Source organism: Streptomyces sp. NPDC058534, assembly GCF_042717365.1.
In the GTDB taxonomy this organism is placed as follows: domain Bacteria; phylum Actinomycetota; class Actinomycetes; order Streptomycetales; family Streptomycetaceae; genus Streptomyces.
In genome coordinates this window covers 101,725-128,059 of the sequence record NZ_JBHXNW010000006.1, presented here as the reverse complement: position 1 = coordinate 128,059, position 26,335 = coordinate 101,725, and the positions used below count along the sequence as shown (strand labels likewise).

Sequence of the window (26,335 nt, the reverse complement as noted above, 5' to 3'; positions counted from 1 at the left end):
GGTCACCACTCCCCCTCGTCTGCGGCCAGTCCGGCCAACACGTCGCGGGCAGTTTCACGATTGGTCTGGAGCCCGCGCGCGATGGTGTCGGCGAGGACGGATTCACCAGGGCTGTGGCCGTGTCCGGCGTACTGCCAGTCGGTGAGGACGAGGACGGTGTCCGGCTCGCGGTCGGCCAGGGCGAGGGCGGCGTGTTCCTGTGCTGCGCGGTAGTCGGCGCGTGTCTGGCGCAGGGCGCCGAGGGTGGTGGAGTAGCGGCGGGACTTGGAGGAGAAGTGGCCGCGGAAGCCGAGCATGTGGGCCCAGGCCCAGAGCCGCCGGTCCGGGTAGAGGTGGTCTAGGTCGCGGCATGCGGTGATGAGTCGGCGGGTGTGGTCCGGGACCTGGTGGCGGTCGAGTTCGGCGAGCTCGCCGATGCGGCGGTCAAGGGTGCCGGTGTTCTCGGCGGCTTTGGTGGAGTACTTGGCGACGTAGGAGGCGACGGCCTGTTCGGTGATGTCGGAGCTGTCGCCGAAGGTCTTCACCGGGCGCACGTCGAGCTGTGTGCCCCAGCGGAAGGACCGGGCCGGTTGGTCCCCGGCGGCCGGGACGGAGACGGATGTGTAGGAGTGCGCCGCAGCGGCATGGATGGCGTCGGCGAGGAGGCCGACCGTTGCCCAGGCAGGCGGCGGTGTTCCTGGTCCGTCCGGTCCGTCGAGCCGGATCACCGCATGGAAGTGCAGTGCACCGCGCTTCTGAAACTCGGCGACCTTGCCGTATGAGACACGAACGCGGTCGGCGAGTTCTCGGCGGGTGAGGCCGGCGCGGGCGGCGAGTTCGCGACGCAGGCGAGTGGTGAAGCGCTGCCAGAGCTGCCCGGCGTGGTTGTTGAACAGGACGGCGCCCGCGTAGTCGTACGTCGCCGGGTCGAGGGCAGTCCCCAGTTCCGGGGCGTCCGGGGCGTGCTGGGTACCGCAGCGGCAGGTGCCGTGGTCGGGCCGGTTGTGGACCGGACCGAAGGAGGGAGCGGTGAGCGTGGCGAACACGCGCGGGTGATCCCGGACCGTGGCGGGGACGTCTCGGCGGTCGTCTCCGGCCAGACCCGCGCGGATGAGGTGGTAGGTGTCGCCCGCGTAGGTCCAAGCACAGGACGGGCAGCGAGAGGCGCGGCGGTTGCCGCAGGCGAGGCGGAGGCGCCCGCCGGGCTCAACAGCGGTCGTGTAGTGGTGCAGGGTCTCGCCGGTGGTCTTGTCCTTGTGGAGGGTCCAGCCGGTGAGGTGGACCGGGTCGGAGCAGCCGCCGGTGCGACGGATCTGGTCTTCCCAGCGGGGGTAGTCGGGGGCCGAGGCGACGCGGAGGAGGTCGCCGAGGGTCGTCGGGTCGAGCAGCGGGGCATGCGCGGTCGGGGCGCGGTGCGCCATGCTGGGTGCTTCCTTCCGGCTGTGAGATCGGTTGGGGACGGCGCCCGGGCGGCGGATGCTTGGCGGTATCGAGGCCGCCCGGGGGCCGGTCAGCGTCGCTTGGCGTCCGCGTGGACGAGGGAGCGGATCACCAGGGCGCAAACGGCGACCGAGGCGCCGGTGATGGCGACGGCCAGGAGCATCGAGACGAGTACGGCGCCGACGACCAGGACGACGGCCGTTCCGCCGCCGACGAGGGCGAGGGCGGTGCCGGGGGTGAGCTGCACCGTGGGCCGGGACGGCGCGGAAGCGACCGGAGCAGGAGGCGGAACCTGCGCACTCGGCACGACGGCGGTCGGCTCCACGACTACGGGCGGCGTGAGGTGGCCGGCGGGCGTGGGATTGGTCGGGATCTTCGGGCGGAGCATCGGTGTTCTCCCTTCAGGTCGGGCTACTTGACGAAGCCGTTGACGACGGGGGCCAGCACGCTGTCGGCAATGAGGAAGCCGCCGAGGAGGAGTACGGCGATGAGCCACCAGGGCGGGCGGATGAGCTTGACGCCGAGGTAGCCGACGACCAGGAGCGCGAGCCAGAGCGGGACGTCCATCGGATGGCCTCCTAGCTGACGCGGCAGCGGTGGGTGCGGGCGGCGAGCTGTGCGGCGGACTGGCTGGAGTAGTCGGCGGACCAGCCGCAACGGTCGTTGGTGCACACGGCGGCGTGTTTGGTCTGGCCCCGGCGGTCGCGGTGAGTGCCGATCTGCACGGGGCCGATCCGCATAACGGAGTGGAAGAAGTCGCGGGCGGGCATGTCAGTCGATCTCCTCTCGTGTCGCGGTCATGTCATTCGAGTTGGGCGGCGATGGCGTCGGCGAGGTGAGGCGGGACGCCGAGGCGGGCGCGGAGGGTGTCGGTGTCGATCCGGGCGCCGGTGCGGGCGTGGTGGTCGTCGGCGACTTTGCGAGCGTGGTCGACGAGCGCGGCCGGAACCGGCACGGCCGTGAGCCGAGCAGGGGCTTCCTCGATCTGCGGGGCGACGGGGGGTTCAGGCGCCGCGTCTGGTTCAGCGGCGGCCGTTTCGGGCACGGGGTCCGGACCCGGGTCGGAAGGTGCCGGCGGAGCCGGGGAAGGTGCCGCAGGCGAGTGGGCGAGGAGGGTGCCGCCCATGAAGGCCAGGGCGGGCCAGGCGGCAACGAGAATCCGCAGCCAGGCCGGAACGTCGCCAAGGTCGAGAAGCCCGGCGGTGGCAACGTTGGCGCCGAGCGAGGCGACCAGGGCGATGACGAACCAGCACCAGGCCAGCCGGGACGGCCCGTCGGCACGCAGTCGACGCCAGGCGGCGACCAGGAGCAGGTCGACCGAGACGGGATAGGCCCAGGCCTTCCAGCCGGTCTGTCCGGCAGCGGCGGCGAGGTCGTGGAGGTGGGCGAAGGACAGCGCCCCGGCGATGACGGCCTGAACGAGTACGGCGTCGATGCGGAGAGCGGGGCGGGCCATCACGGCTCCTTCCTGTGATCAGGCATGGCGGGGGTAGGGACCCGGCGCGAAGGACGGTCGCGCCGACCGTGGGAGGGGGAGGAGTCAGGCGGTGGCTGGCGTTGTCTTGGACAGCGGCACGCGGGCCGAGGGCAGCGGTGCGACTGCGGGCCGGAAGGGCGCGAGCGCGGGCAGCTCGGGTGTGCGGTCGGCGTGCTTGTTGCAGACGTTAACGGCCTGGCGCAGCGTGGTGTGCGGGGCGCGGATGCGGTGCCAGCCGCCGGTGGAGTCTCCGGCTATGGCGATGCCGCGTGTCTCGGCGGGGATCTGGATGGCGGCGAGGACGGCGTCCGGGGCGATGTCGCCGAAGGCCATGTTCGCGGACGTCTCGTCGTTGACGCGGTGGGCGGTGCGGCCGGTGAGCTGGGCGCGGAGCATGGTGATGCCCTTGCCGAGTTCGGAGCCGAAGCGCTGCCCGCAGATCTCCAGGTAGACGCCGGCCGCGCGGCCGAGCTGGGCGAGGCGGACCAGGGCGGTGATGATCCGGTCCCGGCGCTTCTCCTCCTCCTTGCTGGCGAAGAGCGCGAGTTCGGCGACCTCGTCGACCAGAACGACGACCGGCACCGGCCGCAGGTCCTCGGGCAGGTCCCAGATGTCGGCGGCGATCTCCGCATCCGGAACGGCGACGCTGATCCGCTGTTCGGCGCGGATGAGCTGATACACGTCCTGCATGTGGGACACCAGCGCTTCCAGCAGTTCCAGCGCGGTGTCCGGGTTGTCGGCGAGCGCGGAGAACCGGCGGGCCAGCGGGAACAGCTCGACTCCTTGCTTGCAGTCGACGCCGACCAGCGCGACGTGCTGCGGGGCGAGCCCGGCGACGAGGTTGCGTTGATAGACGGACTTGCCGGACTCCGTGGCGCCGAGGGTCAAGCCGTGCGGGACGGCCCGGTAGTCGCGGTAGTGCACCGAGCCGTCCTCCCGCAGCGCGACCGGGACACGCATCGGCCGGGTGTCGGTCTTGGCCGGCATCTGCACCCGCTTGAGCACGTCGTAGCCGGTCATCCGGATCTCGACCACACCGGAACGCAGCTCACGGGAGGTGACGCCGTACATCCCGAAGGAGTGGCGCAGCCGGTCCGAGGCGGCGGCGACGTCGAAGGCGTCCTGTCCCGGGCGGAGTTTGAGCCGGAGGACCAGGCCGGTGTGGGTGGGCCGCAGTCTCAGGATGCGCGGCGCGCGGGACCCCGGTGCCGGGCGGTTGGTCATCCGGGCCAGCATGAGGCGCCAGCGCGAGGGCGGGACCGTCAGCCCGCAGGCCTCCATGACGGAGGCGTAGCGGACCAGGACGCGCACGACAGCGAAAGTGACCCCGAAGGTCATCCAGTACCAGGCGGGACGCCGCCACCGCAGGAGACCCGCAGCGGCGACGACCACCAGCAGTAAGACCGTCGGCCACGTCATGGCTCAGGCCGCCTTCGAGCCCGTGCCCGTGGTGGCCAGCGAGGTGACGGCGACCGCGCGGAAGGCGATGCCGTGCCGCTTCTGGCCGTTGAACTCGTTCTCCCACGGCCGGGCGACCAGCCCCGTGAGCGCGGCCGGGGTGCCCATGGTCAGGTCACCGGAGATGCCGGTCTCCGGGACGGTGACGGACAGGATCTCGACTTCGTCGTTGGCCGCGAACATCACGTCCACGGTCATCAGCTTCGCGCCGGTCTCGGCGTCGGTGGCGATCTCGCCGGTACGGCGGTCACGCACCTTGGGCTGCGGGGTCTTGGCGACCATCACGGTCGCGGCGGAGGTGTCGACGGGAATCTGACGCACAGCAGAACACTCCTCTACAGATGCTGAACTCCGCCACTCATGTACATGAGTGACATGAAGAAGAGTGCATCACTCCTGTACATGAGTCAACCCGCCGCGACATCGAAGTCACGACGGGTTGCGAGAAGTTGAGCGAGCGTCAGTCGGCGGCAGGGATTCGGTACTCGAAAACGAACTGGTCAGCAGCCATGAGCGTGTCGCAGACCTCCACCACGACCCCGGCCGTCGTACGCGCCTCACGGATCAGATGAACCACCGGCGCACCCGGACTCAGCACCAGCTCGGAAGCTTCCGCCTTCGAGGCCGGCCGAGCTTGCAACGTCTCGACAAACTCCGCGAACTCATGCCCGTGGTCTTCGAGCCGGGCGTAGATCCCACCGCCGCCAGGATTCTCGGCGAACAGCTCGGGGATGTCCTTGACGACGTCCCACGGAAGGTAGGAGGAGGCGGTCTCGACCGGGGTGCCGTTGCGGAAGTAGAGGCGCCGCCGGGCGAGCACCTGAGTGCCGGCGGGAACACCGAGCCGCTGAGCGACATCGGCGGGCGCGTCCATGGGTCCGATGTAGAGGACGCTCACCTTAGCCGTGGCGCCGGACTGCGCGGACTCCGCGAGGTACGCGGCCTTACCGCCCTGGCGGAGCGAGCGCCGGAAGCGGTCGGAGGAACGGTGCCGCACCGGCGGCCGGTCCTTCACGATCGAGCCCTTGCCGTGCCGGGTCTCGACGAGCCCACTCGCCCGCACCTCGACCATGGCCTTGCGGATCGTGCCCCCGGACACGCCGTAGCGCTCCACCAGCTCCGATTCACTCGGCACCATGTCACCGGGCTTGAGCACACCCGCCCGGATCTGCTGCACGATGTCGTCCGCGATCTGCACGTACCGAGGCCCGGACCTGCCCCCCTCTACCGCAGTTCCCATAGTCCTTCTCTGCCTCCTATGCTCCTGTACATGAGTCAACCACAGGAAGCAACGTCACCGCCCCTGCACTCCGTATCCGTAGCCGGAGTCGTGGTGCGCGAAGACGGCCGCCTCCTGGCGATCCGCAGAGCCGACAACGGCACCTGGGAACTCCCCGGCGGCGTACTCGAACTCACCGAGACCCCAGAGGCCGGCGTAGCCCGCGAAGTCCGGGAAGAGACAGGCATCCACGTCGAGGTCGACGAACTCACCGGCGTCTACAAGAACACCACCCGAGGCATCGTCGCCCTCGTCTTCCGCTGCAAACCCTCCGGCGGCACCGAACGCACCTCAAGCGAGTCCACAGCCGTCTCCTGGCTCACACCCGACGAGGTCGGCGACCGCATGTCCGAGGTCTACGCGATCCGACTCCTGGATGCCCTGGACGGCAACGGCCCTCACGTACGAAGCCACGACGGCAAGCACCTCATCCCGGCGGGATAAGACTTTCCCTACTTCATCAAGGCCCGCGCACGGCGCGGGCGCGCGCCGCCTCTACGGCGCGGCCCGCCTCCTGTCTTCGCCCCGGCTGGCCGCGCCCGGCGGCGCGCTCGGCGGCTGCGGGCATGAAGTGGGAAGACACCCTCTGTGGCTGGGGCGGTCGGCTCCACGGCTTTAGGCAGCCACTTTGGGGCGAGCCTCTAAGATCTTGGCCCCAACGTCGTGCTTTAACGGGCAGGTCCACAGACTGCCCGACTCGCCATCAGCTTACGGGGCCAAGATCACTCGCCCCAAAGCAGCTCCAGCCCAAAGCCGCTCCACCGACCTTGCTATTGTCGCCATCTTTCGTCACCAACCAAGGTGTTGCCGGATCAGATGATAGACATCAACAACCTCTCGCGGAGGCGAGTGATCAGCGGCAAACGCGGCCCCGATTCGAGGTTTACTGCGCTTTCCTATATCTTGGCCGACTTGCCGATATAGCGAGCTGTCAAGGCGTTCAAGATACGCCTCAAACTCACCAGACTTGGAGCCGTCAGTACCAAATGTGTCGGCAACACTAAATACGCCGACATTCTTCCAATATTCTTTCCATGCGTGAAAGTCTTGTGCATCTTTCGGATGGCCAACCGGCAAAAGACCCTCTACTTCGAGGTGCTTGTGCAGTTTACTACCTGGAGCAAGTGCCGGACCGTCAGCAATCACTGCCCACGGGATACCAAAAACGGTCAGGAACTCAATATAGGTTCCGAACCCATGATCTCCTCCTACATCTATGAGGGAGATATTGGCCCCACTAGGCGGCACCCACCCAGGGCCTGCATTCTCCTCCCACCATGCACTCAAAGCACCAACCTCTGTGGGACCTTCACACAGGACGGCTCCAGCAGAAAAAAGTAGGCTGCGAGCATCGTTTGCGCCTAGACGCTGAAGCCATCGAGCTTGCCGCTTTTCATCAAGTGCGCTGGACACACGTCGGACCTCACTGCCGTGCACGCCCGGTGAAAGCCGAACAATACGCAACAAATCGGAAGCTCTACTAACAGGGACCAAGTCCGCGCTGTGCGTGATGATGACGCATTGTGCGCGATCCTGAAGAGCATAGACAAGACGCCGCTGCAATGTGGGCTCAATGTGAACAGCGGGCTCGTCCAGAATAAGGACCCTGCCAGGATCTCCAGCTACGAGCGTACTTAGCACGAGAGCCTCCTGCCGCCCAGCACCCGCGAACGCAATCGGATACTCAAGTCCGCCTTCTGGCAGCGTCACGTCAATAAGCAACCCGTCAGCTTTGACAGGATCGGGTATGGCTTGTACTTCAAACGGACATCCCACAAGGTGGGTGAAAAGCGCCCGAATGTTCTCGTAACGACTCCGCTGCTCCAGAGTTCCGTTCTTTAGGCGGTAAAGCTCACCTGGAACTTGGCTACCATCCTGCAGATCAGCGGCAACCCGAAGATTGCCGAGTTCGTAGCCCCGAGCGAGAGGAAGGCGTCTATTGTCGGTGAGCACCACTCCCCGCTGAAGTATCACATTCAACACCTGCGTGAAATTAAAGACCTGACTATCTGGATCATTTTTACCAAGCAGAAGTGCTAGGTCCCGGAGACTATCAGGAAAGGGAGAACCATCAATAGGAGCAGTAGTCTGCAGAGAAATTTCATTGTCGTGATTGAGTAGCTGAGAGAAGTCAATTCGAGGGGCTTCCTCTCGCGGCTTGTATGCGAGATCACGATCGGGAAATGTTTGCACCCATGCTTCACCCAGCGGAACGATAGGAACTTCGTGGAGACGAAATCGTTTGGTCATTCGAGACCCGTTTAGCACGTCGATACGGCAAGATAGGTCACCTCTTTCTGACACCCAAAAGACCCTCCACGGTTGTCGCGATCCCGCATCATAATGCATACGGATAGTTCCACTAAGTAGCGGCCACAGAGACTCAGCATCGAGTCGTCGACGTACATCTTCATCTCGACGCAGCCTTGAGATTACTCGCCCGGTAGACTCGCCGACACTCGATACGTAAGCAGCCCGGATGAATGTACTTATCAGAGCCTTTTCCCACGGCTGATCGAATTCGACTTGCATGGATACAGTAAATCGACGGCCACCAAACCGAGGAGCACGGGCATACAAGTGAAGCCGATCCCCTGCTGCGTCTCCGGCGTGAGCAGATATAACCGAGCGAATTACATCCACCACTCGGCCTACATTGGATTTTCCTGCTGAATTTGGCCCCGTAATTACTACCGATTCACCGTCTAGATCCAGGTTGAGTTCATCAAACGACATGAACTTTTGAGCAGTAATTTGCGATAGCTTCAAGGATCCCCCTCTCTCGCGAACTGTAATCATTACAGGTTTTTCACATCTCAACAAGCGGATTCGGGAAGACGACTGCGTCCATTGCGAGACGTGCGCCGATCCGGTTTAAGGGGGCGAGCGCACGAACGAGAGCGCCCTCCCGGGCCGTCCTAGGGCCGTGGAAGGGCGCTCAGCGTTGACCAACGTCGACAGCTACCGACAGCTCAGCAGCAGGTCACGGCGTTGATCGATGAGGCGGCCGCAGGTCACGGCCGCCTGTGATCAGTTGTGGCTGAACTGGGTGTCATCAGCCCAACTCACCTCAGCTCTCCCCGTCCTCGACCATACCGATGGCGACGGGAAATGACTCCAGGAACTGACGCCGTGCGGGGTCTTGCTCCGCTCCGGCCAAGCTTGCGAGCCCCTGCAAGAGTCGTTCGCGTTGCTCTGAGGGCAGTTGCAGCAGCGTCCAGCCCACGCTCTCCATCATCTTCACCGCGGAGTCCGGATCCACTTCCTCGTCCCCGGCACTCTCCAGCCACCGAACGATGTCAACGAGCAGGCCGGTGAGTGCCGGCACAAGCGGATCCGGATTAGTCATCCGTGCAACATAGCCGCCCCCTACGACACCGCTTCTCTGCGGGACCCCGGCCAGCCATCGCACCCCCGGGTCGCCGAATGCTGACAGGAGGTTCACGTCAGGAGCGCCCCTGACTGGGGTTGGCTCACGGCCAGGAGGTGACCGCGGCTGGTAGCTACCCGGAGCACGTCTCGCAGTGCTCCGGTCAGTTCGGTCAGCATGCGGTGCAGATCCTCCGGGCCAGCATCCCGGTCGCCGAGTACTGCCGAAACCTGCTCTACGAGGTCAGCCGCCATCCCGAGCTGTACCGCCTCGATGTTGTCTGCCAGGCGGGACATGTAGCCGCCGCTGTCATCGGTGCTCAGGTAGCAGGGCTTGCCGTCCGGGCCCGACCACGGGAGGAGTCTCAGTTCGTTCTGCGGCGTCATCTGTGCGCCTGCCTTTCTTCGATCACGTGGTGGGTGCTGAAGACGGCGTCGACACGATCCCCAGGGAACACCAGTAGTGCCGCCTCAATGACTCGTCCGGCGTTGTCTGCCGCTACGCGAGTGATCGCGAGGACGGCCAAGGCTGTGTTGATCCGCAGGGTCGATGCCTCATCCGGCGTTGGGAGTCGGGCGGACACCGTCTCGTGCACCTCGGCCGGCAGCGGGTCCGGCACAGAGAAACTGGCCTCCGCCCACGCCCTTGAGGACCGGTCGCCGAGCGCCGTGGTCGGTGTCAGGTCTCGCGGTACGTAGACGCGGGCCAGGCTGTGGGGGGACTCTCCCTCGTAGCTGAGTCGGAGGAATTCGGTTAGTGGGCTTCCGTCATCCACCTTCAGAAGCGCTGTCAGGTACCCCCGCGCGGGCAGTGCCGTAGTGCGGACTGTCACGCGCAGGTCCACGTCTGCGGCAGTCCGAGGATCCAGCGTGCCCCACCCACCGACGTACGTGATCTTTCGCAGAGGACGGCGGACGAAGTTGCCCTTGCCGTGGATCTTCTCGACGAGGCCTTCGCCCTGGAGAACAGCGAGGGCGCTTCGAAGTGTCGCCGTGCTGACCTTGTACCGGTCGGCCAAGGCGGACTCAGACGGGAGCCGGTCACCAGGTCCGATGCGACCGGTCGTGACCTGGCGTCTCAGGTCGTCAGCGACGACGAGGCGGCGAGACGTCATGGACTGCGTCACCGCCTTCTCGTCATACGCACGGCCACGAGCCGGGTCCGCCCGTTTATGGTCAGCAGCTCTCCCGACTCGAACAGGAGTTGCTTCGCGCCCTGGGGCAACTGGAAGAGGTCACTCACCCGGCATGCCCGACCGCCGACTTGGATGATGTCGCCGCGCAGGACGGTAGCGGCCGTGATCTCGACGTTGGATGCCAGCGCACCCCCGGGGGCCCAGTTGCTCACCGCCTTCACCGCCGGTCGTGTGGAGTGGTCCGGCGCAGAGTGGCAGGGGCAGGCGCACGTCTCGTAAATCACCGGCAGGTCGACCGGCGCAAGGGATGGCGACGCTTCCGCACAGGCTGCGTGAGTGCCGACCCGGCATGCGGTCGACCGGTAAGCAGCAGCCGCGGTTTCCGAAACATGGGGACGTTGGCGAGGAGGCATCAGCGAACACCTGCCAGAGCCGAGAACGCCTCAGCCGACAGTCGCGGCGCCACGACCACCGAGCGCTGGCGTGCACGCTGCCGCTCCCAGGCCAGCACGTACGGGCGGACGAGCGCGTTGTCCTCGCCCAGGAGCAGGTGAAGGCGGTCAGCGGTGTCCGGCATCCAGTCCGGGACGGCCGGCGGTTCTACGGCGAGCGCGGGAGGCGTCGCTACAGCCGTCCGGGACGGCGTTAAGGCTCGGCGGTGCCTGCCCTTGGGGAAGTACCGCGCTCTGGCGAGCGAGACGGCACGGCGGATACGGTTGAGCACGCTGCTCAGCTCCTATCGCTGATGGCTCGGTCCCCCGACATCGCCCGTCGTGGGGCCGCTTTGCGTACGACCGCCCAAAGGGTGCGGCCGTTCAAGCTGGTGGCGTGAAGCCCGAAGCGATCGGCCTCCGCCAGGACTTCCAGGACCTCCCGCCATGACTCGACGGAGAGCGCTTCCGGTACCTCCGCCTCGACCGACGTGCACCGGTCGTGCTCTTCCACGCGTGTGGTGAGCCCGACCGCCGATAACTGGGCGGCGATGGCTTCCGCGCTCACTCGCGAAGCGGGCACAGGGGAGCCTCCGTCACTCGGCGATCACTTTGAGTGAAGCTAGTTAACTAGGTTAGGGCTAGTGGACTAGATTTTCCATATGCCTGAGCAGCCGCCCTATCTCCGCATCGCCGACGAGCTACGGCAGCGGATTGCGGAGCACGTGTGGGAACCGGGGGACCGGCTTCCCTCCCGCGCGCAGATCGGCCAGGAGTGCGGCGTGGGCGAGAACGTCGTCCGCAGGGCTCAGGAGCTGCTGATCTCCCAGGGCGTGCTGGAGGGTCGAGCCGGGTCGGGCACCTACGTCGCCGAGCCCCGGCAGCGCGTGCGCGTGGTGCGGTCGTCCGCCCGCGAGCAGCCCGAAGGGTCGCCGTTCCGGGCGGACATGAAGGCCGTCGGCAGGCAGGGCGACTGGGAGAGCAGGACCGACGCCAAGGTGCCGGCCCCGGCGGAGATCGCCGCCCGACTCGGTATCGCCGAGGGCGAGCTGTGCGTCCGGACCGCTTACGAGTTTCTGGCCGACGGCAGGCCCGTGCAGCTCTCGACCAGTTGGGAGCCGTACGACCTCACCGCCGGCAGTCTCGTCGTCCTCCCCGAGGGAGGGCCGCACGCGGGGGCAGGTGTCGTGAACCGGATGGCCGCCATCGGGATCACCGTCAGCCATGCCGTGGAGCAGCCCGAGCCCACGCAGGCGACCGCCGAGGAAGCGTCGCTACTGGGGATTCAGAAGGCCGCGCTCGTCACGCACATCCGGCGGACGTACTACAGCGACCAAGGGCGGCCGGTCGAGACTGCGGACATCGTGGTGCCCGCGGCGCACTGCGAGATCGTGTACGAGATTCCGATCAGCCGAGCGTAGGCGACCAGGCGGCAGGCCCGTCAGGGCATGCCCCAGCCGTGCCCCTTCCGTGCCCGATCGGCCGGGAAGTCGCGGGGAACGGCGGTGTACGACGGGCAGCGCACACGCCAACGGCCCCCGACCGTAAAGCCTGGTCAGGGGCCGTAGCACTGCGGTGGGTGTGGGATTTGAACCCACGGTGGCTTGCGCCACGACGGTTTTCAAGACCGTTCCCTTAGGCCGCTCGGGCAACCCACCCCGCGCCGGTCGTGATCTGTGGCGCGGGACCAGGGTAGCGGGTCGGTCCGGGGGTGTGGGTCAGCCGTCGCCCAGCTTGGAGCCGAGGGTGAGTTCGGTGGTGTGCTGCTTGCCGCCGCGCTCGTAGGTGACCGTGACCTCGTCGCCGGGCTTGTGGGTCCAGATCTCGCCGATCAGGGTCGGGCCGCTGTCGATCACCCGGTCGTCGAGCTTGGTGATGACGTCGCCGGGCTTGAGGCCCGCGTCGGCCGCGGGGCCGCCCGCCTCGACGGGGTCGGAGCCGCCCACGCCCTGCTCGGTGAGCTTCGCGCCGTTCGTCGTCTCCTCCAGGGAGACCGAGGCGCCGATCTTCGCGTAGACCGGCTTACCGGTCTTGATCAGCTGCTGGGCGACGAACTTGGCCTGGTTGACCGGGATCGCGAAGCCCAGGCCGATGGAGCCGGCCTGGCCGGTGCCGAAGCCGCCGTTGCTCGTGGACTGGATCGCGGAGTTGATCCCGATGACGTTGCCCTGGGCGTCCAGCAGCGGGCCGCCGGAGTTGCCCGGGTTGATCGACGCGTCGGTCTGGAGGGCGCTCATGTAGGACGCCTTGCTGTCCGCGCTGCCGTCACTGGAGGCCACGGGGCGGTTCTTGGCGCTGATGATGCCCGTGGTGACCGTGTTGGACAGGCCGAAGGGGGCGCCGATGGCGATCGTCGAGTCGCCCACGGCCACCTTGTCGGAGTCACCGAGAGGGAGCGGGTTCAGGTCGGAGGGAGCGTTCTCCAGCTTGATGACCGCGACGTCGTAGCCCTGCGCGTTGCCGACCACCTCCGCGTCGTACTTCTTGCCGTCGGGGAAGGTCGCGCTGAGCTTGCCGCCGTCGACCGCCTCCGCCACGACGTGGTTGTTGGTGACGATGTGGCCCTGCTTGTCGAAGACGAAGCCGGTGCCGGTGCCGCCCTCGCCGTTGCTGCCCTCGGCCTGGATGGTGACCGTGCTGGGCAGCGCCTTGTTGGCCACGCCGGCCACCGTGCCGGCCTCACGCTTGACGGAACCGCCGGTGTCGGAGGCGGAGACCGTGGTGGAGCCGCTGTCGTCGTTGTTCTTGGCCAGGGTGTAGCCGAGGCCGCCGCCCAGACCGCCCGCGACCAGCGCCGCGATCAGGATTCCGGCGAGCACGCCACCTCGGCCGCGGCCCGTCTTGGGCGCGGGGGGCGGCTGGTACGAGGCTCCCCAGCCGCCGCCTCCCGCACCTCCCGCACCGTCGCCGCCCGAGCCTTCGCCGAAGCCATGACCGCCGTGACCGCCATGACCGCCGTCACCGCCGCCTCCGCCGTACGACGGGGTGCCGGGCGGCGGGGGCGGGGGCCAGGAGGCGTCGGGCGGTGTGTGTCCCTGGGGCGCCGCCGCGGCCGGCGACTGGGCGGGCGGAGCGGCGGCCGGGTCCTGGGGAGTAGGGGCCGGGTCCTGGGAGGTGGGGGCCGAAGCCTGTTGCGGGGCAGGGGGCTGGTGCGGGGCGGGGGGCTGGGCGGAGGCAGCGGGAGCGTCCACCGGCACGGGTGGTGCGGACGGGGCCGGGGGTACCGCGGTGCCCTCGTTCTCGGTGCTCACAGCTTCTCTCCTCGTTCCACGGCAGTGTGTCGGTCACCCTGGTCGCGCTCAGCCACGCTCACGCGGTGGTCCACGGTCCGGCGCGATGCGGATGTGCTGGCGTTTTTGTATGCCATCAGCTTTTCCCACAGGCCGTCAGAGCACCATAAGCGGTTCCTGTGGGTCCTGGACCGTCCTTTATATGGGATATTCAAGGCTAAACGGACGCGTTGCCGATTCGACCCGATGGCACGTCTACCCGCCCGCGGTGGCACCATGACGCGGTGACCCACGCACGACAGCACCGGATTCAGGTCGTCGCCCACCGTGGAGCCTCCGAGGAGGCCCCCGAGCACACCCTGGCCGCGTACCGGAAGGCGATCGAGGACGGGGCGGACGCCCTCGAGTGCGATGTGCGCCTGACGGCGGACGGTCATCTCGTCTGTGTTCACGACTGGCGCGTCAACCGTACGTCGAACGGCCGGGGCGCGGTATCCGCGCTGGAGCTCGCCGATCTGGCCGAGCTGGACTTCGGGGCCCGCCGCACCCGCGAGTTCTGGCGCACGCGCGACGAGCAGCCGGACTGGGAGCACCGGCCCGAGGACCGGGAGGAGACCTCCGTCCTGACCCTGGAGCGGCTGCTCCAGCTGGTGGCCGACGCCGGACGGCGGGTGGAGCTGGCGATCGAGACCAAGCACCCCACGCGGTGGGCGGGGCAGGTGGAGGAGCGGCTGCTGCTGCTCCTGAAGCGGTTCGGACTCGACGCCCCGGCCTCGGCCGCGGGTTCCCCGGTGCGCGTGATGAGCTTCTCGGCCCGCTCGCTGCACCGGGTGCGGGCCGCCTCGCCGACGCTCCCGACGGTCTATCTGATGCAGTTCGTCTCACCCAGGCTGCGCGACGGGCGGCTGCCCGCGGGTGTCCGGATCGCGGGCCCCTCGATCCGGATCGTGCGCAACCACCCCGCCTACATCGAGCGCCTGAAGCGCGCCGGCCACCAGGTGCACGTCTGGACCGTGAACGACACCGACGACGTGGATCTCTGCGCCGACCTGGGCGTCGACGCCATCATCACCAACCGGCCGCGCGCGGTACGGGACCACCTGGGGCGCTGATTCGTCCGGAGGTCTTGACCCGGCGGCCCGTCTGCCGCATTCTCCGGTCCCGGCCACACCGACGAAATCCAGCCATGTGATTACAGGGAGTGCTCCGGCGCGTTCGGTGCGTGTTCGACCGTGTCGAATGCGTCACTGGGCGAGGACGGGCCGGTTTCCGGTTCAGGCCAGAGGGGCATCCACACCGTGGCGTGGGGCGAAGGAGGTCTCGGGGGTGGCGTTGGTGGTGGCACAGGAAGTGCCCACGTCGTCGAGCATGGCCGTTCCCCATGGCCCTGCGGGCGTGGGGAGAGCGAGGCACCGGATGCGCGAGCAGTTGCGCAGCAGCGGTGTGGCGGAGCCGGTCATCGACGACGCCGTACTGGTCCTTTCCGAACTCTTGAGCAATGCGTGCAAGCACGGCCGCCCGCTGGGCGACGCCCTGTCCGGCGACGGCGACGTGCGCGCCGCGTGGCAGGTGGACCCGGGCGGCCGGCTGGTCGTGGAGGTCACGGACGGCGGCGGCCCGACCCGTCCGACGCCGGCGACCCCGTCGGTCACCGCGCACGGCGGCCGCGGGCTGAACATCATCACCGCGCTGGCCGACGACTGGGGCGTACGGGACGACGCGCGCGGCGAGGTCACGGTCTGGGTCGTCGTCCACGACGACGTGCACGACCCGGACGCCGGACATCGGCGCGACGACTTCGCCACCCGGATCACGGCACCGGCGGTGTCGGAGATCCCCGGCCTGGACTTCGCGGACGCCGTCGAAGAGGCGGGCTGACCCCGCTGACCCCGGCACGGCGCCTTTCGCCCCTGCGAGGCGTGGAGGCGCGGAGGTGGGTGGGCGCAGAGGCGGCGAGCCGGGACGCGGCGGGCCGACTCCCGCCGTCGGGCCTCTCAGGTGTCCCGGGCTTCGCGCAGCCGCCCGTCGGCCACCCCCACCCAGGCCCACCCCACCCACTGTCCACAGACGCCCCGTTGTCCACAGGGTCCCGTAGGTCACCGCGCGAGCGGCTAGGCTCGCGCCGTACGAGATGAGCCGCAACCGGGAGACACCCACGATGGCCAAGAAGCGACCCCAGACGAAGGCCAAGCGCCCGCAGGCCACCGCCGGAGAGATCCCGGTCGTCGGTGCCCGCGAGCCCTGCCCCTGCGGCAGCGGCCGCCGCTACAAGGCGTGCCACGGCCGAGCCGCCGCGCATGCCACGACCGCTCTGGTGCACCGCCCCTTCGAGGAGCTGGCCGGCGAGTGCGACTGGGTGGCCCTGCGGGAGCTGGTCCCGGCGGCCACGGTGGAGCTGACCCTTAAGGACGGCCTGCCCGAGGGCGTCCCCTCCGTCACTCTGGCCACGGTGCTCCCGATGGCCTGGCCCGCCCTGCGCCGCGACGACGGCTCGGTCCTGCTCGGCCTGCAGAACGACACGGCGTCCGGCGACATCAGCCGCGACCTCGCCGACACCCTCCAGCAGGCGCTGGAGGCCGCGCCGGGCACACCGGTGCAGGGCCGCCGCGCGCCGGCCGAGGGCCCCCGGCTGCAGGACCTGCTCGCACCCGAGGGGGCGTTCGAGCCGGAGGTGCACGCGGGCTTCGAGTTCTGGGTGCCGGACCCGGAGAACGCCACGCCGGAGGTGACCGCCTCCCTGGAGCGGGCCAACGCCGCGGCCATCCCGACCGTCCGGCTCCAGAGCGTGGACGCCGCGTACTGGTGCGAGACGCCGGACAAGAACCACCTGCGCTGGGTCATGCCGCACGAGGAGGAGCGGCTTCTGGACGCTCTCGCGCGGCTGCACGCGGCCGGCCGGTCCTCGCTCGGCGAGGGCACCCGCCTCGTCGGCTCCTTCCGCGCCCATGGGCTCACCGTGCCGGTGTGGGACCTGCCGAGCGAGGTCACCGCGCAGGACATCGAGAAGCCCGCCGCCGAGTTCGGCGAGCGGCTCGCCGAGGCACTGGCCGCGGACGCACCGCTCACGCACGACGAGCGCAGGGCGCGCGGCGGGCTGACCAACCGGCAGGTGACCCTCAGCTGACGCGCGGCGGCACGGGCCGGCCCGGCTGACCGACCGGTCAGCCGGAGCGCCCGCCGTGGAGTGGGTGACTCCGGTCACAACTCACGGCGCGGACAGGCCAGTCGGTGACCGGAAAACAGGAGATCGAATTTGCTAACAGCCGATCTCTTGTTACCGTTCGAGTAGCCCGGTTGCTGGTGCATCCCCCGTCGCCAGCAACCGGGTCTTTCCATGTCTCCGGTCGCGCACGCACCGCAACCGGCCCTCAACTCCCCGTTCCCGCAGGTGAGTTGCTTTCAACGCGGTCGGGATTCCCGACGAAGCCGTTGCTTCCGTTACTCCCGGCGCCCGCGCCACCCTCGCTCTTGGCGCCGCGCCCGGTATCCCTGTTGCTGCCGGTGCGCAGCAGCAGTGGCCCGTACCCGGCCCGGCTCGCGAACTCCGCGACCGCGGTGTATCCGGCCAATCCTCCCCGAGCGCGTTCCCGGGGTGTCTCGCAGGTGCCCGGGGTGTCCTCGGCGCTCACGGCGCACCGCATCCGCAGGCTGCGCCCGTCAGGCCCCATGAGGCTCAGCACGGCTTCGAGCCGGTCGCCGGTGGCGTTGCGGTAGTAGGTCCGCGCCCAGGTCTCCGCCCCCTGTGCCAGGACGCAGGTCTGCGCCTCGACACCTTCGGGCGAGGTGAGTTCGGGCCCGCAGCGCACGGCCGTGGCCGGACCGGGCGGCAGCGGCGAACGGGGGGAGGCGGCCCCACTCGGTGCCGGGGCGCGGCCGGCGCCGTCGGACGCCTTGGAGTCACCGCCCTGCGAGAGGATCCGGACGGTCGCGGGGTCGGGCGGCGGCCCCGCGGACGCCACGGCGAACGGCAGCACCGCCACGCAGACCACGACGCCGACGAGGCCGTACAGACGTACACGCCGGCGGTCCGGCCCCCCACGGCGCGGCCCGGCGCGGTGCAGGCCGGCGCGGCGCGGCGCGACGGCACGGTGCTCCCCTGCATGAAGCGGCATGGTCCGGACGATAACGACGAAGGCCGGGCACACCCTCCGCGCGCGCCGGACACCCCTACAACTCGGGCGCGCTCACACCCGTACGAGTGAGGGCGTCGACGGCCGCGTCCACCACGGCCTCCACGTCGGGCACCCAGGGCGAGGCGGAGCCGGGCAGCGGTGCCCGCTCCCAGCGGACGGCGCCGCCGCCGCTCTCGGACGGCGGCAGCGCGAGATAGCCGCCCTCGCCGTGGAAACGCAGGGATCCGGGGACGAAGTCCTTGGCGTAGAGCAGCTCGCCCAGCTGTTCCATGGAGTAGGGCCGCACCAGCAGCGACCAGCGGGTGGGCGAGGCGACGACCGGGCCGATCCGCAGGCCGGCGCGGTCCAGCGCGGCCAGGGCATGAGCGGCCGGGAGGGCGGGCAGCGAGACCGCGCACGGGGCGCCGCCGCCGGTGGCCAGGACGATCGGCGCGGAGGGCCGGTTGCCCCACCACCAGCGCACCATGCGCGCGTCGGTGGTGGCCGCGAGGAGGCCGGGGTCGAAGGGATGCGCGCCCGGCACCGTGCACTCGGGATCGGGGCAGCCGCAGCGGGACTGCGCCTGCGGGTCCGCCGCCACGCCCGGGAGTACGGGCCACTGCCATTGCGTCGCGTAGGTCAGGGCCGCGCCGATCAGCTCAGGCCGCCCGTCGTCGTGCCGGGACAGGAGCCTGCGTCGCCTTCCGAGGATCTCGCGCATGAGCGCTCGTTCCTTTCCGTTGCACGCCTGGCAACACCGTGGTCACTCACACCATGTGTCGAGCATTCGCTGTGCGTAGCTTGGTGGCGCATCACATCCGTGCCGCGGGACGACCCCCACACCAGGGCGCGCTCCCCCGAGCGGCACCCCGCCGGGGAACACCTCTGCCCAAGGGCAGGGGAAACCCCTGTGGGTCGAGCACTGACTGCGTCCGTGACGGTTCCGTCCACACTGCGTCTGGCAAGAGCATGGGCGTGGCGCGGGGGTGGCGAAGTCTGGCGTTTGCCGTTCCGCGTATTTCTCTCCGCCTCCGCCACGGGAGGATGGGGCACGGTCGTCGGTGGATAGGACGCCCGGGTCCGTCGCCAGGTTCCGGGTGGCCCCCAACCACCCCCGGCCTTCTCCGAGTACGTACCCATCACGACCGCTGTGACGCTCCGTGAAGCACCCCCAGTCGACCGCAACAAGCCGTCCTCTGGGGCAGTTTCAAGCCAATCTGGCTTTTCTGCAAGAGTCGGGAAGGAGGCCGCTCGCACCCCACGGACACCAGGAATCCCGGCAGGACAATGCTGGACATCCCCTTACGAGTGCGTGTACATGTGGAGACACTGCTAGCGGCGCAGAATGACATGGGGGTTTGCGATGCTTTTGAGCAGTAAGCGCCGGTCGGAAAGCCAGACACCATGAACGCCCCGCACCCTCCGAAAGTGGCCGGAATCGATTCAGCGGTTCCGTCCCCCGCACACACTGTCGCGCCCGCCACCCCCGGCGCCTCCCCGGCCGCCCCGCCGGACACCACGGATGCCGCCGCCACGGACGACGCCCCGGCCAAAGGCTCTGCCCCCGGCACCCTCCTCCAGGACCGGCTGGCCGGCTGGGTCTCGGACCTCACGACCCTGCACGAACTGACCGAACGCCTGGTCCGCACGGACACCCTCTCCGACGGCCTCCAGGAGTTGCTGCGCGCCGGAGCCGCCCTGGTGGGCGCCCGGCGCGGTCTCGTCATCCTGGAGCCGGCCGACGGACTCGGCCCGGACACCACCATCGGCCTCGGGCTGGCCCGCGCCGACCTCGGCCACATCGAGACCGTGCCCCGGAACTCCCTGTCCTACGGGCGGATCCTGGACGGGCTGCCGGTCGGCGAGGACGGGGTCGCCGAGCCCGACCTGTTGGCCGAGAACGGCCTCGACCCGCGCCACCGGGAGGTCGCCGCCCGCCTCGGCTACGCCGCCAGCTACGCGCTCCCGCTGTCCGCCGAGGGCACCGGACGTCTCGGCGCCGCCGCGTGGCTCTACGACGAACCCGCCGAACCGGACGAGCACCAGCGCCACCTGGCCGGCCTCTACGTCCGGTACGCCGCGCACCACCTGACCCGCCTCCTGGAGGTCGAGCGCACGCGCGCGTGCATGGCGACGATGGCCGAGGAGCTGCTGCCCTCCCGCCTGCCCCGGGTGCCCGGCGTCCAGCTCGCCGCCCGGCACCGCACCGGCCCGCTCGGCGGCGGCGACTGGTACGACGCGCTGCCGCTGCCGGACGCCGCGCTCGGCCTCTCCGTCGGCTCCGTCACCGGGGCCGGGCCCAGCGCGGTCGCCGCGATGGGGCGGCTGCGCGCCTCGCTGCGGGCGTACGCCGTGATGGAGGGCGAGGACCCGGTCGCGGTCCTGTCCGACCTGGAGTTGCTGCTGCGCCTGACCGAGCCCGCCCGTTCGGCCACCGCGCTGTTCGGCTACTGCGAGCCCGCGCTGCGCCGGATCACCCTGGCCGGCGCCGGGCACAGCCCGCCGCTGCTGATCGGGGAGCGGCGCACGGAGTACGTCGAGACCTCCGTCTCGGCGCCGCTCGGCATGCTCGCCTGCTGGGAGGCGCCCAGCGTGGAGCTGCAGGCCGAAGCGGGAGAGACGGTTCTGCTGTACACGGACGGGCTGCTGCACCGCACGGGAGACCGGGCCGACCGTGCCTTCGCCCGGCTGCACGCGGCCGCCGCCGGCGTACCGAGGGCCGCGCGCCGCGATCCGGACGCGGTCGCCGACCACGTCCTGCGCACCGTGCTGCCGGACGGGAAGGCCGAGGCGGACTCCGAGGAGGACGTCGTCCTGCTGGCCGTACGGTTCGAATAACGGACACTGACGCCTCGAAGGCCATGGATAACGGACGGTAGCGACCTCCCGGTAACAGGCCCTTCGGCCCTGGGCCCCCTTCCGTACGGCCGTACGATGGGGGGTGGTCCAGTGCCGTATCGAGGAGGATGACCGTGTCGGAGGAGCTCACCCAGGAGAACCCGGAGACCCCGGAGACCCCGGAAGCCGTGCTTGAGGACGCCGCTGACGCGGACGGCGACGAGCCGGTCAAGCAGCGCAAGAACGGCCTGTACCCGGGCGTGTCCGACGAGCTGGCCGAGAACATGAAGTCCGGCTGGGCCGACACGGAGCTGTACGACCTGGAGCCGATCGCCCAGGCAGCCGAGACCGCCACCCGCCGCGCCGCGCTGTCCGCCCGCTTCCCGGGCGAGCGCCTGGTGATCCCCGCGGGCAACCTGAAGACCCGGTCGAACGACACGGAGTACGTCTTCCGCGCCTCGGTCGAGTACGCGTACCTGACCGGAAACCAGACGGAGGACGGCGTCCTGGTCCTGGAGCCCAGGGGCGACGGCCACACCGCGACGATCTACCTCCTGCCCCGCTCCGACCGCGAGAACGGCGAGTTCTGGCTCAGCGGCCAGGGCGAGCTGTGGGTCGGCCGCCGCCACTCCCTCACCGAGGCCGGGAAGCTGTTCGGCATCCCCGCCTCCGACGTCCGCGAGCTGGCGGACAGCCTGCGCGAGGCCACCGGCCCCGTCCGCGTCGTCCGCGGCCACGACGCCGGCATCGAGGCCGCCCTCACCGACAAGGTCACCGCCGAGCGCGACGAGGAACTGCGCGTCTTCCTCTCCGAGGCCCGCCTCGTCAAGGACGAGTTCGAGATCGGCGAGCTGCAGAAGGCCGTCGACTCCACCGTGCGCGGCTTCGAGGACGTCGTGAAGGTCCTCGACAAGGCGGAGGCGACCAGCGAGCGCTACATCGAGGGCACGTTCTTCCTCCGTGCGCGCGTGGAGGGCAACGACGTCGGCTACGGCTCCATCTGCGCCGCGGGCCCGCACGCCTGCACCCTGCACTGGGTCCGCAACGACGGCCCGGTCCGCTCCGGCGACCTGCTGCTGCTCGACGCGGGCGTGGAGACGCACACGTACTACACGGCGGACGTCACGCGCACGCTGCCGGTCAACGGCCGCTACAGCGAGCTGCAGAAGAAGATCTACGACGCGGTGTATGACGCCCAGGAGGCCGGCATCGCGGCCGTCAAGCCGGGCGCCAAGTACCGCGACTTCCACGACGCGTCCCAGCGCGTGCTGGCCGAGCGGCTGGTCGAGTGGGGCCTGGTCGAGGGTCCGGTCGAGCGGGTTCTTGAGCTGGGCCTGCAGCGCCGCTGGACGCTGCACGGCACCGGTCACATGCTCGGCCTCGACGTCCACGACTGCGCCGCCGCGCGGGTGGAGTCCTACGTCGACGGCACCCTGGAGCCCGGCATGGTGCTCACCGTCGAGCCCGGCCTGTACTTCCAGGCCGACGACCTGACCGTGCCCGAGGAGTACCGGGGCGTCGGCGTCCGCATCGAGGACGACATTCTCGTCACCGCGGACGGCAACCGGAACCTGTCCGCCGGGCTGCCGCGCCGCTCGGACGAGGTCGAGGAGTGGATGGCGGCGCTGAAGGGCTGACGCACGAACGACGGGGGGGGCCCCCGGGCGGGGGCCCGCCGGCGGGGGGCCCCCCGGCGATGCCCGCCGGGGCAACCCCCCCCCACCGCCCGCCCCCCCCCCCCCCCGACCCTGGGCTGGGGGGGCGGGCGGCCGCCACGGCCTGCCCCCCCCCCCCCCCCCCCCCCCCCCCCCGCCCCCCCCCCCGTCGTCGTACCGCCTGGTCATGCCATCGGGTCAGACCGCCACCAGAGGCGCGTCCGCACGCCACTTGAGGATCTTGTCGAAGCTCACCACGGCGCCGCTCTGCCCCGGCTCGTTGCCGATCTGGACGTGGTCCGCCAGTTCCCGGATGAGACACAGGCCGCGTCCGCTCTCGGCGTCCGCGGAGACCGGGCGGCCGACACTCCCCGGCCGGCCCGGCGCGCAGGCGGGGAACCCGGGGCCCGTGTCGGAGACCTCGATACGGCAGCGCTCGCCGTCGAGGTAGGCCGTGACGCGGTAGGCCCCCGTGGGGCCGCCCGAGCCGCCGCTCCCGCCGTGCTCGACGGCGTTGGCGCAGGCCTCGCTCAGTGCGACGGAGAGATCGAAGGAGATGTCGGGGTCGACCCCCGCGGTCTCCATGGTGCCGATCAGCAGGCGGCGGGCCAGGGGCACGCTCGCAGCCTCGCGCCGCAAATGGAGTGACCACCAGATGCTCATGCTCCAGCCTCCCGGCCGCGGCTCGACATACCGTTACGTATTGCCCCTCACACCGCGGTGTAAGCACGCCCGGGCCGTGACACCGCTCATCTGGCGGATGTGTCACCGTCGTGCGCCGGTGTATGTGGCACGGCCCGCCCCAGAGAGTGATCTTCCGGTTCACTTCGGGTCGTACGGCATCTTGTGGACCCGCCGTACGGCGCGAGGGGCGTCAGTGCGATGATGAGCCCGCCATGACTGCCCCCCACCCGCCAACGGCGCGCTCCGGGAACGATCTCCGGACCCTGCGGGCCGCGGTGTTCGCCGCGGTCTGCGTCGTGCTGGCCGCGGCGGGGCACACCCTCGCCTCCTGCGCCACCGTTCCGCTGTGGTCGCTGGGCGCCGGATTCCTCGGGGCGGTCCTGGTCGCCGCGCCCCTCGCCGGCCGGCTGCGCTCGCTGCCCGGCATCGTGGCACTGCTCACCGTCGGACAGACCGCGCTGCACGTCCTGTTCGGACTGGGCCAGCACGGCACCACCGCGGTCACGGCATCCGGTACGGCCGCCGGCGCGACGGGCGGGCTGTCCGACGCCTCTCTGGTCCAGCAGGCGGCACGGCTGGTCTGCGGGACCACGGCGGCGGCGATCAGCCCGGCCCAGGCCCAGCGGATCCTCGACGACGCCCGGATCGCACCGGACGCCGCCACCGGGGCCACCGGTGCCACACACCATCCCGCCGACGCGCTGGCCGGCGTCGGCGACCCCGCCTCGCTGCTGCCGTCCCTGCCGATGCTGCTCGGCCACGTCCTCGCGGCCCTCGCCGCCGGCTGGCTGCTGCGCCGCGGGGACCTGGCACTGGCCCGGCTCGTCGAACTGTCGGCGCATTCGGCGCACTCGATGGCCGAGGGGGCGTTCGTACGCGCCCTGCGCGCGGCGCTCTCCCTGGTGCGCGCCCTGCACGCCGGGCTCGCCGGCGCCCCCGGTACGGGCCCGCGCCCGCCGCGTCCCGCCCTGCTGGCGCCGCCGCGGCCCCGTACCACCGCACTCCAGCACACGGTGATCAGGCGCGGCCCGCCGAGCGACGTGTTCGGCCTGGCCGCCTGACACGACACGACCACCACCCCGCTTCCGCCCAGGGAGTACGGAGAGGCCGTCGTCGTGCGGCACGCGCGCGTGCGCGCATCCCTCTCCTCACCCGTCACCGGTGCAGTACCGGTGCCCACTCGAAGCGGAGTGCTCCGTCCATGAAGGCTTCCCGTATCGCCGCCGCCGGCGCCGTCTCCGGCATCGCCGTCCTCGCCCTGTCCGCCCCCGCCTTCGCGCACGTCAGCGTGCAGCCGGAGGGCACGGCCGCCAAGGGCGGTTACGCGGTCGTCGACTTCAAGGTCCCCAACGAGCGGGACGACGCCTCCACGACCAAGCTGGAGGTCAACTTCCCCACCGACCAGCCGCTGGCCTCCGTGATGCCGCAGCCGGTCCCCGGCTGGAAGGCCGAGGTCACCACGTCCGAGCTGGCCAAGCCGATCGAGTCGCACGGCAAGCAGCTCACCGAGGCCGTCTCCAAGGTGACCTGGACCGCCGAGGGCAAGGGCGTCGAGCCCGGCTACTTCCAGAAGTTCCCGGTCTCCCTCGGCACGCTGCCCGAGGACGCCGACCAGATGGTGTTCAAGGCCATCCAGACGTACTCCAACAAGGAGGTCGTGCGCTGGATCGAGGTGCCGCAGGAGGGCCAGGACGAGCCCGAGAACCCGGCGCCCGTGCTGGAGCTGGCCGCCGCCGAGGACGACGCCCACGGCGCGTCGGACTCGTCGGACGCGAAGGCCGGGGACGACGCCGAGTCGGCCGCCAAGGACACCGCCGCCGCAGCCTCCACCGACGACGGCTCCGGTGACGGCAGCGACACCACCGCCCGGGTCCTCGGCATCGTCGGCATCGTCGTCGGCGCGGCGGGCGTCGGCTACGGCGTGCTGGCGGGCCGCCGGCGCGACTCCGGCGCGTCGGCGTAACGACGCCCGCGCCGGTGCGCCGACGCCACCCCGTCGGCGCATCCTCACGTCCGGTGCGCGCCGTTCCGTCTGTCCGACGGACCCCGGCGCGCACCGGTGCACCTCACAGCTGGGACATTTTTCTATGCGCAAGAAGACGTTCGCCGCGGCGGCCCTGCTCGCCGCCGCCTCCCTGACCCTGTCCGCCTGCGGCAGCGGCGCCGACAGCGACAAGCCGGTCACCGTGGTCTCCGAGGACACCGCCCAGCAGGCCGCCACCGTCCTCGACAAGCCCTTCGAGAAGCCCGACCTCGTCCTCACCGACACCCAGGGCAAGAAGTACGACTTCCATGAGCAGACCGCCGGACGGCCCACGCTGGTCTACTTCGGCTACACGCACTGCCCCGACGTCTGCCCCCTGACCATGAACAACATCGCCGTGGCCAAGAAGCAGCTGTCCCAGGCCGAGCAGGACAAGCTCCGGGTCGTGTTCGTCAGCACCGACCCGGAACGGGACACCCCGGCCGCGCTGGGCAAGTGGCTCAAGGGCATCGACCCGCAGATCGTCGGCCTGACCGGCGACTTCGACACCATCCAGGCCGGCGCTCGCACCCTCGGCATCTCGATCGACCCGCCGACCAAGGACAAGAACGGCAAGATCGTCTCGACCCACGGCACCCAGGTCGTCGCCTTCTCCCCGAAGTCCGACGCGGGCTACGTGCTCTACGGCGAGGACGCCACGGTCGACGACTACATCAAGGACCTCCCCAAGCTCATCAAGGGAGAGAACCCGTGAGCGCCCGCGGCACCCGCCCCGCCCTCGCCGCCCTCGCGGTGCTCGGCACCCTGGCCCTCGCGGGCTGCGGCGGCTCGGACTCCGGCTCCGCGGCCTCCGGCGCCTCCGGGGCCTCCGGGGCCGAACTCTCGGCCGGCGCCGCCTACATACCGCAGCCGGTCTCCGCCTCGATGGCGGCCGGGTTCCTCACCATCACCAACGAGGGCGACTCGGACGACGAACTGACCTCGGTCACCAGCGGGGCAGGCGACGTCACCGTGCACGAAACCGTCGACGGGACGATGAACGAGGTGGACCGCCTCAAGATCCCCGCACACGGTCAACTCGTGTTCAAGAGCGGCGGAAACCACCTGATGTTCGAGAAGCTGAAGCGGCAGCCGAAGCAGGGCCAGTCGATCACCGTCGAACTCCACTTCGCCCAGTCCGACCCCGTCACGGTCAAGGTGCCCGTGAAGGCGGCCACCTACCAGCCCACCGACGGACACGCCGCACACACCGGAAACTGACCG

Annotated in this window: 29 protein-coding genes, 1 tRNA gene and 1 pseudogene; 11 read left to right on the top strand and 20 right to left on the bottom strand. The window is 69.9% G+C overall.

What is annotated here, in order from left to right; all coding sequences use genetic code 11:
* Positions 1 to 2: 2 nt before the first annotated feature.
* The 8 genes from repSA to ACFWR9_RS05355 all read right to left on the bottom strand — a co-directional run bounded on the left by repSA (position 3) and on the right by ACFWR9_RS05355 (position 5,594).
* On the bottom strand, positions 3 to 1,400 hold the full coding sequence (gene repSA, locus ACFWR9_RS05390) for a replication initiator protein RepSA (RefSeq protein WP_383835820.1): 1,398 nt from the start codon (positions 1,398 to 1,400) through the stop codon (positions 3 to 5).
* 89 nt (positions 1,401 to 1,489) lie between these two features.
* Positions 1,490 to 1,807: a SpdD-like protein gene (locus ACFWR9_RS05385; protein ID WP_383835817.1), complete on the bottom strand. Its 318-nt coding sequence runs from the start codon at positions 1,805 to 1,807 to the stop codon at positions 1,490 to 1,492.
* A 23-nt stretch (positions 1,808 to 1,830) separates the two neighbouring features.
* On the bottom strand, positions 1,831 to 1,986 hold the full coding sequence (locus ACFWR9_RS05380) for a hypothetical protein (protein WP_383835814.1): 156 nt from the start codon (positions 1,984 to 1,986) through the stop codon (positions 1,831 to 1,833).
* An 11-nt stretch (positions 1,987 to 1,997) separates the two neighbouring features.
* Complete coding sequence (locus tag ACFWR9_RS05375; protein WP_007388789.1) at positions 1,998 to 2,189, bottom strand: mobile element transfer protein; 192 nt, start codon at positions 2,187 to 2,189, stop codon at positions 1,998 to 2,000.
* A gap of 32 nt (positions 2,190 to 2,221) precedes the next feature.
* Positions 2,222 to 2,875, bottom strand: coding sequence for a DUF2637 domain-containing protein (locus tag ACFWR9_RS05370; RefSeq protein WP_383835811.1), 654 nt, complete (start codon positions 2,873 to 2,875; stop codon positions 2,222 to 2,224).
* A gap of 84 nt (positions 2,876 to 2,959) precedes the next feature.
* The gene (locus tag ACFWR9_RS05365; protein WP_383835808.1) at positions 2,960 to 4,315 is read right to left on the bottom strand and encodes an FtsK/SpoIIIE domain-containing protein; all 1,356 of its coding nucleotides are present in this window, start codon (positions 4,313 to 4,315) and stop codon (positions 2,960 to 2,962) included.
* Positions 4,316 to 4,318: 3 nt separating this feature from the next.
* The gene (locus ACFWR9_RS05360; protein ID WP_003950171.1) at positions 4,319 to 4,675 is read right to left on the bottom strand and encodes a hypothetical protein; all 357 of its coding nucleotides are present in this window, start codon (positions 4,673 to 4,675) and stop codon (positions 4,319 to 4,321) included.
* 139 nt (positions 4,676 to 4,814) lie between these two features.
* Complete coding sequence (locus tag ACFWR9_RS05355; protein WP_383835805.1) at positions 4,815 to 5,594, bottom strand: GntR family transcriptional regulator; 780 nt, start codon at positions 5,592 to 5,594, stop codon at positions 4,815 to 4,817.
* 18 nt (positions 5,595 to 5,612) lie between these two features.
* On the opposite strand from ACFWR9_RS05355, the gene ACFWR9_RS05350 reads away from it, so the two are divergent.
* The gene (locus ACFWR9_RS05350) at positions 5,613 to 6,077 is read left to right on the top strand and encodes an NUDIX hydrolase (protein WP_383835802.1); all 465 of its coding nucleotides are present in this window, start codon (positions 5,613 to 5,615) and stop codon (positions 6,075 to 6,077) included.
* A 345-nt stretch (positions 6,078 to 6,422) separates the two neighbouring features.
* Here ACFWR9_RS05350 and ACFWR9_RS05345 read toward each other — a convergent pair whose 3' ends face one another.
* The 7 genes and pseudogenes from ACFWR9_RS05345 to ACFWR9_RS05315 all read right to left on the bottom strand — a co-directional run bounded on the left by ACFWR9_RS05345 (position 6,423) and on the right by ACFWR9_RS05315 (position 11,152).
* On the bottom strand, positions 6,423 to 7,937 hold the full coding sequence (locus ACFWR9_RS05345) for an ATP-dependent endonuclease (RefSeq protein ID WP_383835799.1): 1,515 nt from the start codon (positions 7,935 to 7,937) through the stop codon (positions 6,423 to 6,425).
* A gap of 766 nt (positions 7,938 to 8,703) precedes the next feature.
* Positions 8,704 to 8,982, bottom strand: a complete 279-nt coding sequence (locus tag ACFWR9_RS05340; RefSeq protein ID WP_383835796.1) for a hypothetical protein — start codon at positions 8,980 to 8,982, stop codon at positions 8,704 to 8,706.
* Positions 8,983 to 9,074: 92 nt separating this feature from the next.
* Positions 9,075 to 9,389: a hypothetical protein gene (locus ACFWR9_RS05335; RefSeq protein WP_383835793.1), complete on the bottom strand. Its 315-nt coding sequence runs from the start codon at positions 9,387 to 9,389 to the stop codon at positions 9,075 to 9,077.
* Entirely contained in the window at positions 9,386 to 10,117 is a 732-nt protein-coding gene (locus ACFWR9_RS05330) for a GntR family transcriptional regulator (protein WP_383835965.1), read from the bottom strand. The genes ACFWR9_RS05335 and ACFWR9_RS05330 overlap by 4 nt, the downstream gene beginning before the upstream one ends.
* An 8-nt stretch (positions 10,118 to 10,125) precedes the next feature.
* A complete protein-coding gene (locus ACFWR9_RS05325; protein WP_053637609.1) occupies positions 10,126 to 10,350 on the bottom strand; it encodes a hypothetical protein in 225 nt (74 codons plus the stop codon).
* A gap of 200 nt (positions 10,351 to 10,550) precedes the next feature.
* Positions 10,551 to 10,715, bottom strand: coding sequence for a hypothetical protein (locus tag ACFWR9_RS05320; RefSeq protein ID WP_381770535.1), 165 nt, complete (start codon positions 10,713 to 10,715; stop codon positions 10,551 to 10,553).
* Positions 10,716 to 10,874: 159 nt separating this feature from the next.
* A pseudogene (locus ACFWR9_RS05315) lies at positions 10,875 to 11,152 on the bottom strand (hypothetical protein).
* 79 nt (positions 11,153 to 11,231) lie between these two features.
* Between ACFWR9_RS05315 and ACFWR9_RS05310 the strand changes: the two are divergent.
* Positions 11,232 to 11,990 carry a GntR family transcriptional regulator gene (locus tag ACFWR9_RS05310; protein WP_383835788.1) on the top strand — a complete coding sequence of 253 codons (759 nt, stop codon included), beginning with the start codon at positions 11,232 to 11,234 and terminating at the stop codon, positions 11,988 to 11,990.
* 152 nt (positions 11,991 to 12,142) lie between these two features.
* Here the strand turns inward: ACFWR9_RS05310 and ACFWR9_RS05305 are convergent.
* Together ACFWR9_RS05305 and ACFWR9_RS05300 are read right to left on the bottom strand one after the other, a co-directional pair.
* Positions 12,143 to 12,227, bottom strand: a tRNA-Ser gene (locus ACFWR9_RS05305).
* Between the two features lie 60 nt (positions 12,228 to 12,287).
* Positions 12,288 to 13,820 carry a S1C family serine protease gene (locus ACFWR9_RS05300; protein ID WP_383835784.1) on the bottom strand — a complete coding sequence of 511 codons (1,533 nt, stop codon included), beginning with the start codon at positions 13,818 to 13,820 and terminating at the stop codon, positions 12,288 to 12,290.
* Positions 13,821 to 14,083: 263 nt separating this feature from the next.
* Between ACFWR9_RS05300 and ACFWR9_RS05295 the strand changes: the two genes are divergently transcribed.
* The 3 genes from ACFWR9_RS05295 (at position 14,084) to ACFWR9_RS05285 (ending at position 16,923) form a co-directional block, all read left to right on the top strand.
* Complete coding sequence (locus ACFWR9_RS05295; RefSeq protein ID WP_383835780.1) at positions 14,084 to 14,911, top strand: glycerophosphodiester phosphodiesterase; 828 nt, start codon at positions 14,084 to 14,086, stop codon at positions 14,909 to 14,911.
* 127 nt (positions 14,912 to 15,038) lie between these two features.
* Positions 15,039 to 15,677, top strand: coding sequence for an ATP-binding protein (locus tag ACFWR9_RS05290; RefSeq protein WP_383835777.1), 639 nt, complete (start codon positions 15,039 to 15,041; stop codon positions 15,675 to 15,677).
* Between the two features lie 280 nt (positions 15,678 to 15,957).
* The gene (locus tag ACFWR9_RS05285; protein WP_383835774.1) at positions 15,958 to 16,923 is read left to right on the top strand and encodes a DUF5926 family protein; all 966 of its coding nucleotides are present in this window, start codon (positions 15,958 to 15,960) and stop codon (positions 16,921 to 16,923) included.
* Positions 16,924 to 17,167: 244 nt separating this feature from the next.
* On the opposite strand, the gene ACFWR9_RS05280 is transcribed toward ACFWR9_RS05285, so the two are convergent.
* A complete protein-coding gene (locus tag ACFWR9_RS05280; RefSeq protein ID WP_383835772.1) occupies positions 17,168 to 17,911 on the bottom strand; it encodes a hypothetical protein in 744 nt (247 codons plus the stop codon).
* Positions 17,912 to 17,966: 55 nt separating this feature from the next.
* Positions 17,967 to 18,632: a bifunctional DNA primase/polymerase gene (locus ACFWR9_RS05275; RefSeq protein ID WP_383835769.1), complete on the bottom strand. Its 666-nt coding sequence runs from the start codon at positions 18,630 to 18,632 to the stop codon at positions 17,967 to 17,969.
* Positions 18,633 to 19,315: 683 nt separating this feature from the next.
* On the opposite strand from ACFWR9_RS05275, the gene ACFWR9_RS05270 reads away from it, so the two are divergent.
* Together ACFWR9_RS05270 and ACFWR9_RS05265 are read left to right on the top strand one after the other, a co-directional pair.
* Positions 19,316 to 20,749 carry a PP2C family protein-serine/threonine phosphatase gene (locus tag ACFWR9_RS05270; protein WP_383835766.1) on the top strand — a complete coding sequence of 478 codons (1,434 nt, stop codon included), beginning with the start codon at positions 19,316 to 19,318 and terminating at the stop codon, positions 20,747 to 20,749.
* 134 nt (positions 20,750 to 20,883) lie between these two features.
* Positions 20,884 to 22,386 carry an aminopeptidase P family protein gene (locus ACFWR9_RS05265; RefSeq protein WP_383835763.1) on the top strand — a complete coding sequence of 501 codons (1,503 nt, stop codon included), beginning with the start codon at positions 20,884 to 20,886 and terminating at the stop codon, positions 22,384 to 22,386.
* Positions 22,387 to 22,602: 216 nt separating this feature from the next.
* Here ACFWR9_RS05265 and ACFWR9_RS05260 read toward each other — a convergent pair whose 3' ends face one another.
* The gene (locus ACFWR9_RS05260) at positions 22,603 to 23,067 is read right to left on the bottom strand and encodes an ATP-binding protein (RefSeq protein WP_383835760.1); all 465 of its coding nucleotides are present in this window, start codon (positions 23,065 to 23,067) and stop codon (positions 22,603 to 22,605) included.
* Positions 23,068 to 23,300: 233 nt separating this feature from the next.
* Between ACFWR9_RS05260 and ACFWR9_RS05255 the strand changes: the two genes are divergently transcribed.
* The 4 genes from ACFWR9_RS05255 (at position 23,301) to ACFWR9_RS05240 (ending at position 26,332) form a co-directional block, all read left to right on the top strand.
* Complete coding sequence (locus tag ACFWR9_RS05255; protein WP_383835757.1) at positions 23,301 to 24,149, top strand: hypothetical protein; 849 nt, start codon at positions 23,301 to 23,303, stop codon at positions 24,147 to 24,149.
* 140 nt (positions 24,150 to 24,289) lie between these two features.
* Positions 24,290 to 25,051, top strand: a complete 762-nt coding sequence (locus ACFWR9_RS05250) for a YcnI family protein (protein ID WP_383835754.1) — start codon at positions 24,290 to 24,292, stop codon at positions 25,049 to 25,051.
* Between the two features lie 124 nt (positions 25,052 to 25,175).
* Positions 25,176 to 25,826, top strand: a complete 651-nt coding sequence (locus tag ACFWR9_RS05245; RefSeq protein ID WP_383835751.1) for an SCO family protein — start codon at positions 25,176 to 25,178, stop codon at positions 25,824 to 25,826.
* Positions 25,823 to 26,332, top strand: a complete 510-nt coding sequence (locus ACFWR9_RS05240) for a copper chaperone PCu(A)C (RefSeq protein ID WP_383835747.1) — start codon at positions 25,823 to 25,825, stop codon at positions 26,330 to 26,332. The genes ACFWR9_RS05245 and ACFWR9_RS05240 overlap by 4 nt, the downstream gene beginning before the upstream one ends.
* The last annotated feature ends 3 nt before the right edge of the window (positions 26,333 to 26,335 follow it).